Source organism: Pseudomonas fluorescens, from assembly GCF_902497745.1.
GTDB lineage: Bacteria > Pseudomonadota > Gammaproteobacteria > Pseudomonadales > Pseudomonadaceae > Aquipseudomonas > Aquipseudomonas fluorescens_BM.
In genome coordinates, this window is record NZ_CABVHJ010000009.1 from 53,453 (window position 1) to 68,098 (window position 14,646).

The 14,646-nt window shown below is 61.2% G+C and carries 14 protein-coding genes; 6 read left to right on the plus strand and 8 right to left on the minus strand.

Going from position 1 to position 14,646, the window contains the following annotated elements; all coding sequences use genetic code 11:
* Positions 1-138: 138 nt before the first annotated feature.
* A complete protein-coding gene (locus F8N44_RS15705; protein WP_150650939.1) occupies positions 139-888 on the minus strand; it encodes a substrate-binding periplasmic protein in 750 nt (249 codons plus the stop codon).
* Between the two features lie 145 nt (positions 889-1,033).
* Here F8N44_RS15705 and dnaX point away from each other — a divergent pair, with 145 nt between their 5' ends.
* From dnaX to F8N44_RS15730, 5 genes are all read left to right on the plus strand, one after another.
* A complete protein-coding gene (dnaX, locus tag F8N44_RS15710; RefSeq protein ID WP_150650940.1) occupies positions 1,034-3,148 on the plus strand; it encodes a DNA polymerase III subunit gamma/tau in 2,115 nt (704 codons plus the stop codon).
* A 67-nt stretch (positions 3,149-3,215) separates the two neighbouring features.
* A complete protein-coding gene (locus F8N44_RS15715) occupies positions 3,216-3,554 on the plus strand; it encodes a YbaB/EbfC family nucleoid-associated protein (RefSeq protein WP_016984747.1) in 339 nt (112 codons plus the stop codon).
* Positions 3,555-3,818: 264 nt separating this feature from the next.
* Positions 3,819-4,853: an NADP-dependent oxidoreductase gene (locus F8N44_RS15720; RefSeq protein WP_150650941.1), complete on the plus strand. Its 1,035-nt coding sequence runs from the start codon at positions 3,819-3,821 to the stop codon at positions 4,851-4,853.
* Between the two features lie 66 nt (positions 4,854-4,919).
* Positions 4,920-5,522 carry a recombination mediator RecR gene (gene recR / locus F8N44_RS15725; protein WP_150650942.1) on the plus strand — a complete coding sequence of 201 codons (603 nt, stop codon included), beginning with the start codon at positions 4,920-4,922 and terminating at the stop codon, positions 5,520-5,522.
* 192 nt (positions 5,523-5,714) lie between these two features.
* A complete protein-coding gene (locus F8N44_RS15730; protein WP_150650943.1) occupies positions 5,715-6,863 on the plus strand; it encodes an acyl-CoA dehydrogenase family protein in 1,149 nt (382 codons plus the stop codon).
* Between the two features lie 110 nt (positions 6,864-6,973).
* Here F8N44_RS15730 and F8N44_RS15735 read toward each other — a convergent pair whose 3' ends face one another.
* Positions 6,974-7,522, minus strand: a complete 549-nt coding sequence (locus F8N44_RS15735; protein WP_064116891.1) for an adenine phosphoribosyltransferase — start codon at positions 7,520-7,522, stop codon at positions 6,974-6,976.
* 78 nt (positions 7,523-7,600) lie between these two features.
* Positions 7,601-8,335 carry a fumarate/nitrate reduction transcriptional regulator Fnr gene (fnr, locus tag F8N44_RS15740; protein ID WP_003223347.1) on the minus strand — a complete coding sequence of 245 codons (735 nt, stop codon included), beginning with the start codon at positions 8,333-8,335 and terminating at the stop codon, positions 7,601-7,603.
* Between the two features lie 154 nt (positions 8,336-8,489).
* On the opposite strand from fnr, the gene F8N44_RS15745 reads away from it, so the two are divergent.
* Positions 8,490-8,972 (plus strand): hypothetical protein, encoded by a 483-nt coding sequence (locus F8N44_RS15745; RefSeq protein ID WP_150650944.1) that lies wholly within the window; start codon positions 8,490-8,492, stop codon positions 8,970-8,972.
* On the opposite strand, the gene hemN is transcribed toward F8N44_RS15745, so the two are convergent.
* The 5 genes from hemN to F8N44_RS15770 form a co-directional block, all read right to left on the minus strand.
* Positions 8,969-10,351, minus strand: a complete 1,383-nt coding sequence (gene hemN, locus F8N44_RS15750) for an oxygen-independent coproporphyrinogen III oxidase (protein ID WP_150650945.1) — start codon at positions 10,349-10,351, stop codon at positions 8,969-8,971. The two genes, F8N44_RS15745 and hemN, sit on opposite strands and share 4 nt — an antisense overlap.
* Positions 10,352-10,552: 201 nt before the next feature.
* The gene (locus F8N44_RS15755) at positions 10,553-11,236 is read right to left on the minus strand and encodes a sulfite exporter TauE/SafE family protein (protein ID WP_150650946.1); all 684 of its coding nucleotides are present in this window, start codon (positions 11,234-11,236) and stop codon (positions 10,553-10,555) included.
* Positions 11,229-11,441, minus strand: coding sequence for a cbb3-type cytochrome oxidase assembly protein CcoS (gene ccoS / locus F8N44_RS15760; protein ID WP_016984738.1), 213 nt, complete (start codon positions 11,439-11,441; stop codon positions 11,229-11,231). The genes F8N44_RS15755 and ccoS overlap by 8 nt, the downstream gene beginning before the upstream one ends.
* Before the next feature lie 22 nt (positions 11,442-11,463).
* The gene (locus tag F8N44_RS15765; RefSeq protein ID WP_150650947.1) at positions 11,464-13,914 is read right to left on the minus strand and encodes a heavy metal translocating P-type ATPase; all 2,451 of its coding nucleotides are present in this window, start codon (positions 13,912-13,914) and stop codon (positions 11,464-11,466) included.
* Between the two features lie 191 nt (positions 13,915-14,105).
* Positions 14,106-14,645, minus strand: coding sequence for a FixH family protein (locus F8N44_RS15770; protein WP_110719742.1), 540 nt, complete (start codon positions 14,643-14,645; stop codon positions 14,106-14,108).
* Position 14,646: the final 1 nt, after the last annotated feature.

Below are 14,646 nucleotides of genomic sequence, written 5' to 3' on the forward strand. Positions count from 1 at the left end.
TGCGGTTTTTTTGTGTCTGCGATTTGCCCAGCGCCCTGAGTCAACTGTGGGAGCGAGCCTGCTCGCGAAGGCGTCAGACCTGCCAGAGATAAGTTGACTGTGAGACCGCTTTCGCGAGCAGGCTCGCTCCCACAGGGGTTATGGGGTGGCTTCAGGGGAGCCGGTATAGAGCCGGATAATCTCATCAATCTCCCCCGACATTTTCATCCGCAACAACGTGCGCAAAATCCGCTGCACCGGCACTCTCGGATCGTTCCTCACATAACAACCCACCTTCTGCTCCTGCAACACGGCGACACCTTGCAGTTGCTGCTCAGGCATCAATCGCTGGTTAAACCAGTCCAGCGTCCACTGATTACTCACCGCATAGCGATAGCGCCCGGCCAGCAGTTTCTCCAGCACCTGCTCCTGATTGCGCGCATCTTCGCGTTGCAGGCGATCAGCGTCGAACAACGGTTGCAGAGTCGGGTAGGTGTAGCCAAGGACGGTGCCGATGGATTGGCGGGGCAGGTGCGCAGGGTCAGTGCTGGCCGGTTGATCCTTGCGGCTGATCAATAGATCGCGCTGAAAGAACAGCGGAAGGCTCCAGATGTAATCCCCCGACTGATTCGGCAGCCATGACTGCGCGGCATAGCAGCGCACGTCGATCTCGCCGTGTTCCATGGCGCTCTGCACGCGGGCGCGGGGCAGGACGTGAAACTCGGCCGGTACGCCGACCTGCGTGGCCAGGCTGAGCAACAGGTCGTAGAGAATGCCCTGGGTCGGGCGGCCGCGTTCGTATTGCACCATGGGCATGGCCCAGCTGTCGGGCATGGCGAAGCGCAGCGGGATTTGCGCTGCCGTCACATTCAGGCTGATTCCCAGCAACGCCCCCACGGCCCACCGCATAAACGCTCCGGTAATTCCCGATCCCGAGCCGATAAAAGCCTCTGCTGATGCAGCTTAGCCATATTAGACGAGGACACCGGATGCAATTTTGCCCTTGCTCCGCTAGCATTAGCCGCTTCTGCTTCCTTCGCTGCGACGGTTTTCGATGAGTTATCAGGTTCTTGCACGTAAATGGCGTCCGCGCTCGTTCCGCGAAATGGTCGGCCAGACCCATGTGCTCAAAGCTCTGATCAATGCCTTGGACAGCCAGCGGCTGCACCACGCGTACCTGTTCACCGGTACACGTGGGGTGGGTAAAACCACAATTGCGCGGATCATTGCCAAATGCCTGAACTGTGAGACAGGTATCACTTCCAGCCCGTGCGGCGAGTGCTCGGTGTGCCGTGAAATCGACGAAGGCCGCTTCGTCGACCTGATCGAGATCGACGCCGCGAGCCGTACCAAGGTCGAAGACACCCGCGAGTTGCTCGACAACGTGCAGTACGCCCCAAGCCGTGGGCGCTTCAAGGTCTACCTGATCGACGAAGTGCACATGCTTTCCAGCCATTCCTTCAACGCGCTGCTGAAAACCCTCGAAGAGCCGCCGCCGTACGTCAAGTTCATCCTGGCGACCACTGACCCGCAGAAACTTCCGGCAACGATTTTGTCGCGCTGTCTGCAGTTCTCGCTGAAGAACATGACACCGGAGCGCGTGGTCGAGCATTTGACCCACGTCCTGACCGCCGAAAACGTGCCGTTTGAAGACGATGCACTGTGGTTGCTCGGTCGCGCCGCTGACGGTTCGATGCGAGACGCCATGAGCCTGACCGATCAGGCCATCGCTTTTGGTGAAGGCAAGGTTCTGGCCACCGACGTGCGGGCGATGCTCGGCACGCTGGATCACGGTCAGGTCTATGACGTCCTGCATTCGTTGATCGAAGGTGACGCCAAGGCGTTGCTCGAAGCGGTGCGTCATCTGGCCGAACAAGGGCCGGACTGGAACGGCGTGCTCTCGGAAATTCTCAACGTGCTGCACCGCGTGGCCATCGCTCAGGCGCTGCCGGAAGGCGTCGATAACGGCCATGGCGACCGCGATCGCGTGCTGGCTCTGGCCCAGGCGTTGCCGGCCGAAGATGTGCAGTTCTATTACCAGATGGGCCTGATCGGTCGCCGCGATTTGCCGCTGGCGCCGGATCCGCGCGGTGGTTTCGAAATGGTCTTGCTGCGGATGCTGGCCTTCCGGCCGGCAGATACGGCAGACGCACCGAGGCAACCGCTAAAGCCAGTGGGGATCAGCCAGGCCACAGTTGATTCCGCAAACTCAGTGGCTGCCGCGCCCAAGCCTGCGCCGGTAGTCGCTGCGGCGGTTGCGCCGGCTCCAGCGCCGGCACCCGTGGTAGCGCCAGCACCGGCTCCCGAGCCCGCGCCGGTTGCTCCTGTTGCCGCGCCAGAACCTGCGCCTGCGCCTGTCGTCGCCGAGGCAGTCGTCGATCTGCCGTGGAATGACCCGGTAGCGCCCGAGGCTGAGCCCGAGCCCGAGCCCGAGTCCGATCCCGAGCCTGCGCAGCAACCTGCCGTCGAACCGGTGCTGGAAACCACCGCCGAGCAACCCGAGTTGCCGCCGATGCCGCTGCCGACCCCGGACAGCGTCGTTCCGGAGGCGCCAGAATGGGCTGCCGCACCGATTCCCGAGCCGTCGGTCGCCGACGTCGATGCCGCCACCCCGGGCATGGACCTCGACGACGAGCCGCCGCTGGACGAGGATTACATCGAGCCGGACATGGATTCGGCTTACAGTTACCTCGATGAACTGGCCAGCGAACACGCCGCCGAGCCTGCCCCGGAGCCCGAGCCAGAACCTGCTGCCGCACCGGCCACAGGTCTAGCGTTGCAATGGCTGGAGCTGTTCCCGAAACTGCCGATTTCCGGCATGACCGGCAGCATTGCCGCCAACTGCACATTGATCGCCGTCGATGGCGATCATTGGCTGATGCACCTCGATCCGGCGCACAGCGCACTGTTCAACGCCACGCAGCAGCGGCGTCTGAACGATGCGTTGAACCAGTACCACGGTCGCACGCTGAGCCTGACCATCGAGCTGATCAAGCCCGAGCAGGAAACCCCGGCCCAGGCCGCGTCCCGTCGGCGTGCCAACCGTCAGCGCGAGGCGGAGGAATCGATCCACGGTGATCCGTTCATCCAGCAGATGGTTCAGCAGTTCGGCGCGGTGGTGCGACACGATACTATTGAACCTGTCGAGGCCCTGGTCACTCAGGGCTAATAACTGAAGGCGTTCGGCTCCATTGGGCCGGGCGCTGTTTTGATCCAAGTACTTTGAGGTGATTCCCATGATGAAAGGTGGCATGGCCGGCCTGATGAAGCAGGCGCAGCAGATGCAGGAAAAAATGGCCAAGATGCAGGAAGAGCTGGCCAACGCCGAAGTCACCGGTAAGGCCGGCGGCGATATGGTCACCGTGGTGATGACTGGTCGTCACGACGTCAAAAGCGTGAGCATCGACCCAAGCCTGGTCGAGGGCATGAGCGAAGACGACAAAGAGATGCTGGAAGCGGTCATTGCCTCCGCCGTCAACGACGCTGTGCGCAAGATCGAGAAAAACAGCCAGGACAAAATGGGCAACATGACCGCCGGCATGAACCTGCCAGCCGGTATGAAACTGCCATTCTGATTCGCCAATCGGCGGCAGATGAGCTACACAAAATGCCAGGCCTTGCGCCTGGCATTTTTGTTTCTGACTCTTGGAAGTGCGGTGTCTTTGAGGCCGCCTTCGCGAGCAGGCTCGCTCCCACAGGGAAATGCATTCCAAAGGTGGGAGCGAGCCTGCTCGCGAATGAACTCACCTCGGTACAACTGAATAAACATCGAACGCGCAAAAGCTTCAACGGTCTGCTCCCTATACCCGCTGAATTCACACTTCACAGGAGACGCTGACATGTCCGACCCCCTCACGCTCAATCAACGCTTCGTCCTCGCCTCACGCCCGGTCGGTGCGCCGACCCCGGAAAACTTCCGCCTCGAACGTGAAGCGTTGCCGGATCTTGCGGACGGCGAGGTACTGCTGAAAACCCTCTACCTGTCCCTCGATCCCTACATGCGCGGACGCATGAGCGACGCACCGTCCTACGCCGCGCCGGTACAAATCGGCGAAGTGATGACCGGCGGCGCTGTCAGCCGTGTCGAAGACTCCCGTCATCCAAAATTCCATAAAGGCGACCTGGTCGTTGGCGCCACCGGTTGGCAGAGCCACAGCATCAGCGACGGCCGCAACATCATCCCGATCCCGTCCGGGCTGCCAAGTCCATCGATGGCGCTGGGCGTACTCGGCATGCCGGGGATGACCGCGTATATGGGCCTGATGGACATCGGTCAGCCGAAAGAGGGCGAGACACTGGTTGTTGCCGCCGCTTCCGGTGCGGTGGGCTCGGTGGTCGGCCAAGTGGCGAAGATCAAAGGCCTGCGCGCGGTCGGCGTGGCCGGCGGTGCCGAGAAGTGCAAATACGTGGTCGAGGAACTGGGCTTTGACGCCTGCATCGATCACAAGGCGGCGGATTTTGCTGAACAGTTGGCCAAGGCCTGTCCTGATGGCATCGACATCTATTACGAGAACGTCGGTGGTCATGTGTTCGATGCGGTGGTGCCGCTGCTCAATCCCAAGGCGCGCATTCCGTTGTGCGGTCTGATCGCCGGTTACAACGCCTCCGAGGCGCCGCAAGGCCCGGATCGTCTGCCGATGCTGCAACGTACTCTGCTGACCAAGCGCGTGCGGATCCAGGGTTTCATCGTGTTCGACGATTACGGCGATCGTCAGCCGGAGTTCATCAGCCACATGGTGCCGTGGGTGCGCGACGGCAAGGTCAAATTCCGCGAAGACGTGGTGGAAGGTCTGGAGCAGGCGCCCGAGGCGTTTATCGGTCTGCTCGAGGGGCGCAACTTCGGCAAACTGGTGGTGAAGGTCGCCCAGGACTGAGTATTTGACGCTGGCCAGAGGCGCGGGTATAAACCGCGTCTCGTTGTTTTGTCGGACTTTTTACCCATGAGCTTCAGCCCTTTGATTCGCCAACTGATCGACGCCTTGCGCACTTTGCCGGGCGTGGGTCAGAAAACCGCCCAGCGCATGGCGTTGCAGATGCTTGAGCGGGACCGCAGCGGCGGTTTGCGCTTGGCCCAGGCCCTGAGCCAGGCCATGGAAGGGGTCGGTCACTGCCGCCAGTGCCGCACGCTGACCGAAGACGATCTGTGCCCGCAATGCGCCGATACCCGCCGCGACGACACGCTGTTATGTGTAGTGGAAGGGCCGATGGACGTGTATGCGGTCGAGCAGACCGGTTTCCGTGGGCGCTACTTTGTGCTCAAGGGGCATTTGTCGCCTCTCGATGGCCTGGGGCCTGAGGCGATCGGTATTCCGCAGTTGATGACGCGGATCGAAGAAGCGGGGACGTTTACCGAGGTCATTCTGGCCACCAACCCGACCGTGGAAGGTGAGGCGACGGCGCATTACATCGCGCAGTTGCTGAACAACAAAGGCCTGATCGCCTCGCGGATTGCCCACGGCGTGCCGTTGGGTGGGGAGCTGGAGCTGGTGGATGGCGGCACGCTGGCGCATTCGTTTGCCGGGCGTAAACCGATCGCGCTCTGAATTTGCGGTGTCTGAAATGACGCCTTCGCGAGCAAGCTCGCTCCCACATTGGTTTTGTGTCTTTTACAAATCCCCTGTGGGAGCGAGCTTGCTCGCGAATGGTGCACCTCGGTCTATCTGATTCACACAATTGAGTTGAAAACCAAGCAAGCGCTCGGTTAACTTCGGCGAACCCTTCCGTGGAGCTTGCCGATGTCTGCCTTTCAGGAATACTTCGACCCCAGCCACCAATTGATCCGCGACAGCGTCAGACGTTTCGTCGAACGCGAGATCCTGCCGGACATTGATCAATGGGAAGAAGCCGAAAGCTTTCCCCGCGAGCTATACCTGAAGGCTGGCGCGGCAGGCATCCTTGGCATCGGTTACCCGGAAGCGCTGGGAGGTAGCCATGAAGGCGATCTGTTCGCCAAGGTCGCCGCCAGTGAGGAACTGATGCGCTGTGGCTCTGGCGGTCTGGTAGCGGGGCTGGGATCGCTGGATATCGGCCTGCCACCGATCGTCAAATGGGCGCGTCCCGAAGTCCGCGACCGCGTTGTGCCGTCAGTGCTCAGCGGGGAAAGGATCAGCGCCCTGGCGGTCACCGAACCCGGCGGCGGCTCCGACGTCGCCAATCTGCAAACCCGCGCCGTGCGCGACGGCGATTTCTATCGTGTCAGCGGCAGCAAAACCTTTATCACCAGTGGCGTGCGCGCCGACTTCTATACCGTTGCGGTGCGCACCGGTGCGCCGGGTTTCGGCGGTATCAGCCTGTTGTTGATCGAAAAGGGCACGCCGGGCTTCACCGTCGGCCGGCAGTTGAAGAAAATGGGTTGGTGGGCGTCGGACACTGCTGAATTGTTCTTCGACGATTGCCGCGTGCCTGTAGGAAACCTGATCGGCGCCGAGAACACGGGCTTCGCCTGCATCATGGGCAACTTTCAGAGTGAACGGCTGGCGTTGGCGCTGATGGCCAACATGACTTCACAGTTAGCGTTGGAAGAGAGCCTGAAGTGGGCGAGTGAGCGTGAGGCGTTTGGCAAGCCGATCGGCAAGTTTCAGGTGATCAAACATCGCCTCGCGGAGATGGCCACGGCGCTGGAGGTCTCGCGGGAATTCACTTACCGGCAAGCGGCGAAAATGGCGGCGGGGCAGAGTGTGATCAAAGAGATTTCCATGGCGAAGAACTTTGCCACGGACACCTCGGACCGGATCACCACCGAAGCGGTGCAGATTCTTGGCGGGCTTGGTTACATGCGCGAGAGTCCGGTGGAACGGCTGTATCGGGATAACCGCATCTTGTCGATTGGCGGCGGGACGCGAGAGGTGATGAACGAGATCATCAGTAAGCAGATGGGGCTCTAGGTTTTGCAGTCAGGCTGCCGGCCCCTTCGCGAGCAAGCTCGCTCCCACAGTTGGAATGCGTTCTCCTGTGGGAGCGAGCTTGCTCGCGAAAGCGGTTTAGCAGGCGCTACTTATTTATCAGTCAACGCAAACTGCGTCAGGCAGAAGGTAGGAATCCCCATGTCTTCCAAACGCTGCGACCCGTTCAACTCAGGCAAATCAATAATCGCCGCCGCCTCATGCACCCGCGCGCCCATGCGGCGAATCAGGTTGGCCGCTGCGATCAGCGTGCCGCCAGTGGCAATCAAGTCATCGAACATCACCACCGAGTCGCCTTCACACAGGCTGTCGGCGTGCACTTCCAGAAACGCTTCGCCGTACTCGGTCGCGTAACCTTCGGCCAGTACGTCCGCCGGTAGTTTGCCTTGTTTGCGAAACAGCACCAGCGGCTTGTTCAACTGATAGGCCAGTACCGAGCCGATCAGAAAACCGCGCGCATCCATCGCACCGATGTGGGTGAAATCGGCTTCCACATAGCGGTGGGCGAAGCTGTCCATCACCAGACGCAGGGCCTTTGGCGATTGAAACAGCGGGGTGATGTCGCGAAAGATCACGCCCGGTTTCGGGAAGTCGATCACTGGGCGGATAAGCGATTTGATGTCGAAGGAGTCGAAGACCATCGTCGAGGTGTCCTGGCAGGGCTGCAAACGGCGCAGTATACCCGCGGCTGAAACGGTTCGCTCAACCGCGGATCGACATTAACCTTCGAGTGAGCCACCGGCCAGCGCGCAGAGCTGGATCGGGTCGAGGATATGAATCTCTTTGCCCTCGGCGGCGATCAGTTCGTTCTGCTGGAAGCGGGTGAAGACCCGGGACACGGTTTCCACCGCCAGACCGAGGTAGTTGCCGATTTCATTGCGCGACATGCTCAGGCGGAACTGATTGGCCGAGAAGCCGCGAGCGCGGAAGCGTGCGGACAGGTTGACCAGGAAGGTAGCGATGCGCTCGTCGGCGGTTTTCTTCGACAGCAACAACATCATTTGTTGGTCATCACGGATTTCCCGGCTCATGACGCGCATCAACTGGCGGCGCAGCTGCGGCAGTTGCAGGGCCAGTTCATCGAGGCGTTCAAAGGGGATTTCGCAGACCGAGGTGGTTTCCAGCGCCTGGGCCGACACCGGATGTTTCTCGGTATCCATGCCGGACAGACCGACCAGTTCGCTCGGCAGGTGGAAACCGGTGAGCTGTTCTTCGCCGCTGTCGCTCAGGCTGAAGGTCTTCAGGGCGCCGGAGCGTACTGCATAAACGGAATCGAACGTGTCGCCCTGGCGGAACAGGAACTCGCCTTTTTTCAACGGGCGGCCGCGTTTAACGATTTCGTCCAGCGCATCCATGTCTTCCAGATTCAGAGAAAGTGGCAGGCAGAGAGGGGCCAGGCTGCAATCCTTGCAATGGGCCTGGTTGTGAGCGCGCAGTTTAACTGGCTCGGACATTTCTTTAATCCTTGTGGGAAAACACACATAAGCCGTAAGGGTAACCCACGGGAGGACATTCAGGCCAGTCTGGGGCGACTTTGCCCTACAGGCGTAAAGCCGCAGCGCCAGCAGCCGATAAACAGGTATCAGAACGCATACAAGGAACGCTTCGATGGCCGCCATTGGCACGCTGAACCCCGGTAGCAGCGACGTTGCCGCATTGCCGGAAACGTTTAAAGCTTCGTCGGGCAATGCACGCGAACCAGACTCGACCGAAGAGGCAACCCCGACCTTGGTCGAGGGCGTCAAAGTGTCGCTGTCCGGTGCATCGATTGAAAAGTCCGCCAGTGTCGGTGGCGAAAACAGCGACATCGAAGACAGCGGATTGCCGGAAAACATCCAGCAATTGCTGAAGATGATCCGCAAGTTGCAAAAACAGATTGCCGAGAAAAAGGCGCTTATCGAAGCGGTCATGGCCGATAAGCGCCTTTCCAACGAAGAAAAGATCAACAAGGTTGCCGCTCTGCGCGGTGCTATCGCCGCGTTGAATACAGGTTTGATCACGGCCAATCTGGCTTTGTCCAAAGTGGTCGGGCAGTCGGGTCTGACCGCGGATAAGAACTTTGAAGTCGGTTCGCTGCTGATGAAAAACTAGATCACCCGCGAAAAACGCTGGCGGTTCTGCTGTTCCAGATACGCATCGAACACCATGCACACCGAGCGCACCAGCAGACGCCCCGCCGGCAACACGGCGATCCGCTCGCGATCCAGCTCAATCAGGCCATCGCTGGCCATGCCTTGTAGCTGCGGCCACAGCGCGCCGAAGTAACCCTGAAAATCGATGTTGAACTGCTGCTCGATCTCGGCGAATTCCAGACTGAAGTTGCAGATCAGTTGCTGGATCACCGCGCGGCGCAAGCGATCATCGGCGTTGCACACCAAGCCACGGCTGGTCGCCAGTTGCGCGGCGGCAAGGGTGTTCTGGTATTCGTTGAGATCGCTGCTGTTCTGGCAATACAGGTCGCCGATCTGGCTGATGGCCGACACCCCCAGACCAATCAGATCGCAGTGACCGTGCGTGGTGTAACCCTGGAAGTTGCGTTGCAGGGTCTGCTCTTCCTGAGCAATCGCCAGCTCATCGTCGGGCAGGGCGAAGTGATCCATGCCGATGTAACGATAGCCCGCGGCGGTCAGTTGTTCGATGGTGCGTTCGAGCATTTCCAGTTTCTGCGCAGGCGCCGGCAACTCATTGCCATTGATCCGCCGCTGCGGCATGAAGCGCTCCGGCAGGTGCGCATAGTTGAACACCGAGAGCCGGTCCGGTTGCAGGCTGATGACTTCCTCGACCGTACGAGCGAAGTTTTCCGGGGTCTGCTTGGGTAAGCCGTAGATCAAATCGATATTGATCGAGCGGAACTGCAGGGTGCGCGCGGCATCGATGACCGCGCGGGTTTCTTCCAGGCTTTGCAGGCGATTGACCGCGCGCTGTACCGCCGGATCGAGGTCTTGCAGGCCAATGCTGACACGGTTGAAGCCCAGTTCACGCAGCAGGCCCATGGTCGACCAGTCGGCTTCGCGCGGGTCGATCTCGATGCCGTAATCGCCGGAGTCATCCTCCAGCAGATTGAAATGCTTGCGCAGGTGCGCCATCAACTGACGCAGTTCGTCGTGGCTGAGAAAGGTCGGCGTGCCGCCGCCAAAGTGCAGTTGCTCGACTTTTTGCGCGGGGTCGAGGTGGCAGGCAATCAACTGGATCTCCTGCTCCAGCCGTTGTAGATATGGCGCCGCGCGACCTCGGTCCTTGGTGATGACCTTGTTGCAGGCGCAGTAGTAGCAAATGTTCGCGCAAAACGGCACATGCACGTACAGCGACAACGGGCGCAGGGCTTTGCGGCTGTCGCGCAGGGCATGGAACAGGTCGAAGGTGCCGACCTGACCGTGAAATTGCACGGCCGTCGGATAGGAGGTGTAGCGCGGCCCCGCCAGGTCATAGCGGCGGATCAGATCAGAGTCCCAACGAATGGCGTCGAGCATGCGGGCGTTCCCCCGGATAGGCTGGCAGTGTGGGCGAGTCTATCGGGGGGCGGCGAAGGGCCTCTTGATTTGCATCAACGGGGAGGAGGTGTGTTGATCATGCAGGCCTCTTCGCGAGCAAGCTCGCTCCCACAAGGGATTTGTGTACCACCACCGATCCAGTGTGGGAGCAAGCTTGCTCGCGAAGGCCGCGCCGCCGATTTAATGGCCCATCAACCAATGCTGATGCGGACCAGGCAGGGTCCAGATGCCGAACAGAATCACCAGCAAACCACCGGCCATGCGCACGCTGCGTTTGCGCAAAATGGCGGTGACGCGTTCTGCCGCAAGCCCCGTGGCGAGCAATACCGGCCAGGTACCGAGGCCAAACGCAAGCATCAACAACGCGCTGTCCAGTGCATTGCCCTGACTCGCCGACCACAACAACGTGCTGTAAACCAGCCCACAGGGTAGCCAGCCCCACAATGCGCCAAGCAATAGCGCACGAGGCAGACTCGACACCGGCAACAAGCGATTGGCGACCGGCTGAATGTAGCGCCACAAACCGCGTCCGAGACTTTCAATGTGCGTCAGCCCGCTCCACCAGCCGGCCAGATACAAACCCATGGCAATCAGCAACAACCCGGCCAACACACGCATGAACAGCGCCGCCGGACTGTTCGCCACCGCCCACCCCGCGAGCCCGATCAGCAAGCCCGCCGTGGCATAACTGAGAATCCGCCCAAGGTTATACGCCAGCAGCAAACGAAAGCGCCGACTGCGCTGTTCCTTGGGGATCGCCAGGGTCAGCGCGCCCATCAAGCCGCCGCACATGCCCAGGCAGTGGCCGCCGCCGAGCAGGCCGAGGATCAATGCAGACACCAACAGGGGCGCCAGTTCAAGCATGGGGTGGGGCCTTGTCGTCCGGTTTGTTGGGGTTGGCTTCATCCACGGCGGCGGTGTGGTTCGGATCCTGATCATCGAACAGGATGCTGTGAGCCGGGCCGTCAAGGTCGTCGTACTGACCGCTGTCCACCGCCCAGAAGAAGATGTAAACGGCGATGGCCACGATCAGCAGGGCGGCCGGGATCATCACGTAGAGAGCTGGCATCTGTACTCCAGGCCCGCGCGGCTCAGGCCGGCAGCGGGCGGGTTTGCGAGCGGGTGCTGGCGGGCGGCGAACTCGGCAGGCGAGTCAGGCGCAGCGCGTTGAGCACCACGGTCAACGAACTGATCGACATACCGACGGCGGCCCACACCGGAGTTATCCAGCCGAGGGCGGCGAACGGCAACATGAGGCCATTGTACAGCGCCGCCCACAGCAGATTCTCGATGATTACCCGGCGGGTGCGCCGTGCGAGTGTGAAGGCTTGGACCAAGGCGTCGAGGCGGTTGGACAGCAGCACGGCATCGGCGCTGGTTTTTGCCAGATCGGTGGCCGAACCCATGGCCACGCTGATGTCCGCCGCTGCGAGTACTGGCACGTCATTGACGCCGTCGCCAAGCATCAACACCTTGCGACCTTCCTTGTGCAGTTGCTGCAACACTTGCAGTTTGTCGTCCGGGCGCAAGCCGCCACGGGCCTCGTCGATGCCCAATTCGGCGGCAACGCTGGCGACCATCGGTGAGCTGTCGCCGGACAACAGCAATGTGCGCCAGCCGCGTGCCTTGCAGGCAGCGAGCAGGGCGGGGGCGTCGTCACGCAAGCGGTCGTCGAGGACGAACCATGCCAGCGGGCCGTTTTCGTCCGCGAGCAGCAGCCATTGGCCGGCCTCGTTCGGCATTGTCGGCACGGGCGCACCGCTGAGAGCACAGACAAACGCTGCCTGGCCAATGCGCAAACGCTGTCCATCGACCAAGCCTTCAAGGCCAAGCCCCGGGCTGCTGTGGACTTCTTCGGCGGCAAGCGGCGCGCGGCCGAACGCGCGGGCGATCGGGTGTTCCGAACGGTTTTCCAGCGCGGCGGCAAGGCTCAGGCATTGATCACTGTCGAGCGCCGCGAGTGGACGAATCGAGCGCAGCACCAGTCGACCTTCGGTAAGGGTGCCGGTTTTGTCGAAGATCACTGTGTCGATCTGATTCAAGCCTTCCAGCACATGGCCGCGAGTCAGCAGCAAACCCAGTTTGTGCAAGGTGCCGGTGGCGGCCGTGAGCGCGGTCGGCGTCGCCAGCGACAGGGCGCACGGGCAGGTGGCGACGAGCATGGCGAGGACAATCCAGAACGCGCGCGACGAATCCAGTTGCCACCACAACAGACCGATGGCCGCTGCGGCGATCAGCGACAGCAGCAGGAACCATTGCGCGGCGCGGTCGGCGATTTCCGCCAGTCGCGGTTTTTCCGCCTGGGCGCGGTCGAGCAGGCGGACGATGGCCGACAGACGCGTGTCCTGGCCCAGCGCCTGAACTTCCACGGTCAACGCGCCTTCGACGTTGAGCGTACCGGCGGTGACCGTATCGCCTCGCGTGCGCGGTTGCGGCAGGTACTCGCCGGTGAGCAGCGATTCGTCGATGCTTGACTGGCCGTCAATGATTTTGCCGTCCGCTGGCAGGATGGAACCGGCTTGCACCAGAATCTGCTCGCCGAGACGCAGCTCGCTGAGCAGGATGCGTTCGCTCTGGCCGTTGTTGTCCAGCCGCAGACACGAGGCCGGCAATAGATTCACAAGTTGTGCCGTGGCGGCAGCGGTGCGCTCGCGGGCACGGCGTTCCAGATAACGCCCGGCAAGCAGGAACAGCGCAAACATGCCGACCGCATCGAAATACAACTCACCGACCCCGGTGATCGACGTCCAGATCCCGGCAATGTAGGCACTGCCGATCGCCAGCGACACCGAAACATCCATGGTCAGGTGGCGCGTGCGCAGATCGCGCATCGCGCCTTTGAAGAAGGGCGCGCAGCTGTAGAACACAATCGGCGTCGTCAGGAATAGCGCCACCCAGCGCAGGATCGTGTGCAGTTCGGGGCTGAGGTCGATATTGAATTCCGGCCAGGTGGCCATGGTCGCCATCATTGCCTGAAACCACAGCAGACCGGCGACGCCGAGCTGGCGCAGGGCCAGGCGGTTTTCGCTGGCCAGTTGTTCGCTGGCGCGGTCGGCCTGATAGGGGTGGGCGGCGTAGCCGATGTGGCGCAGTTCGGCGAGGATCTGGCTCAGTGGCAGTTGCGCGTCGGCCCAACTCACGTGCAAGCGATGGTTGGACAGGTTCAGCCGCGCCTCGGCCACGGCGGGCAAAGTGCGCAAATGTTTCTCGATCAGCCAGCCGCAGGCGGCGCAACTGATGCCTTCCATCAACAGCGTGGTTTCGGCCAGTTCGCCTTGGTGGCGTACGAAGGGTTGCTGGACATCGGCGCGGTCATACAGCGCCAGTTCGTCGGTCAGTTGCACCGGCAGCGCTTCGGGGTTGGCTGAGGCTTCGCTGCGATGTTGGTAATAGCTTTCCAGACCGCCGGCGACGATGGCTTCGGCCACGGCCTGACAGCCCGGGCAGCAGAATTCGCGGGACTCCCCGAGTACGACAGCGGTGAAGCGGCTGCCGGACGGGACGGGCAGGGCGCAGTGGTAGCAGGGTAGTGGGCTGGTCATGGCATCGTTGAGGGGGTAAGCCCTTGCATTGGGGTTGTCCGCTTGCCCTCACCCCAGCCCTCTCCCGGAGGGAGAGGGAGCCGATCGGTGTGAGCCTGGATTCTCACTGTCATACACAAAACGTGCAAACGCTCGAGATCAGTTCCCTCTCCTGGGGGAGAGGGCTAGGGTGAGGGGGCTTTTGAAGTTGTTTACTTCTTCAAGTCTTCGGCACCTTGCAGCGGTTCATCACCCAGCAGCAGATCCTTGTCATGGCTGACCAGTTCTTCTTCGAACATGCGCCACACATGGTCATCCTGACTGCCGAGCAATTCAACAAACCGGCGACCTTCAACCTTGTCGCCCAACTGGCCGATGTAACGGCCGGTTTCGCTTTCGCTGCGGGTCAACACGATCTTGCGATCCTTCTCCGGCTGCGTCGGCGAGATCAAATTCAATTCCAGCGTCTTCGGCTGACTGTCACCGCTCAAGCGCAGATCGACCTCGCCAGTGACGCCATCAAGATGCACAGCAGCGCGCATCTTCAGATTTTGCGCCAACAATTCACGGTCCAGCGAACGGTTGATGCCTTTACCCGCCTCGTAGTAGTTGTCGTTGACCAGGTTGTCCGGATTGTTCACCGCGATGGTCACCATCGACAGGGTCAGAGTCACCGAACAGGCCAGAATCCCGATGATGATCCATGGCCAGAGGTGCTTGTACCAGGGACTTGCGGCGTTTGCTGCGGGCATG

Bases quoted from the DNA above. Each gene is read 5' to 3' on its own strand.
- F8N44_RS15705 (WP_150650939.1), bottom strand. From the start codon at position 888: ATGCGGTGGGCCGTGGGGGCGTTGCTGGGAATCAGCCTGAATGTGACG.
- dnaX (WP_150650940.1), top strand. From the start codon at position 1,034: ATGAGTTATCAGGTTCTTGCACGTAAATGGCGTCCGCGCTCGTTCCGC.
- F8N44_RS15715 (WP_016984747.1), top strand. From the start codon at position 3,216: ATGATGAAAGGTGGCATGGCCGGCCTGATGAAGCAGGCGCAGCAGATG.
- F8N44_RS15720 (WP_150650941.1), top strand. From the start codon at position 3,819: ATGTCCGACCCCCTCACGCTCAATCAACGCTTCGTCCTCGCCTCACGC.
- recR (WP_150650942.1), top strand. From the start codon at position 4,920: ATGAGCTTCAGCCCTTTGATTCGCCAACTGATCGACGCCTTGCGCACT.
- F8N44_RS15730 (WP_150650943.1), top strand. From the start codon at position 5,715: ATGTCTGCCTTTCAGGAATACTTCGACCCCAGCCACCAATTGATCCGC.
- F8N44_RS15735 (WP_064116891.1), bottom strand. From the start codon at position 7,522: ATGGTCTTCGACTCCTTCGACATCAAATCGCTTATCCGCCCAGTGATC.
- fnr (WP_003223347.1), bottom strand. From the start codon at position 8,335: ATGTCCGAGCCAGTTAAACTGCGCGCTCACAACCAGGCCCATTGCAAG.
- F8N44_RS15745 (WP_150650944.1), top strand. From the start codon at position 8,490: ATGGCCGCCATTGGCACGCTGAACCCCGGTAGCAGCGACGTTGCCGCA.
- hemN (WP_150650945.1), bottom strand. From the start codon at position 10,351: ATGCTCGACGCCATTCGTTGGGACTCTGATCTGATCCGCCGCTATGAC.
- F8N44_RS15755 (WP_150650946.1), bottom strand. From the start codon at position 11,236: ATGCTTGAACTGGCGCCCCTGTTGGTGTCTGCATTGATCCTCGGCCTG.
- ccoS (WP_016984738.1), bottom strand. From the start codon at position 11,441: ATGCCAGCTCTCTACGTGATGATCCCGGCCGCCCTGCTGATCGTGGCC.
- F8N44_RS15765 (WP_150650947.1), bottom strand. From the start codon at position 13,914: ATGACCAGCCCACTACCCTGCTACCACTGCGCCCTGCCCGTCCCGTCC.
- F8N44_RS15770 (WP_110719742.1), bottom strand. From the start codon at position 14,645: ATGCCCGCAGCAAACGCCGCAAGTCCCTGGTACAAGCACCTCTGGCCA.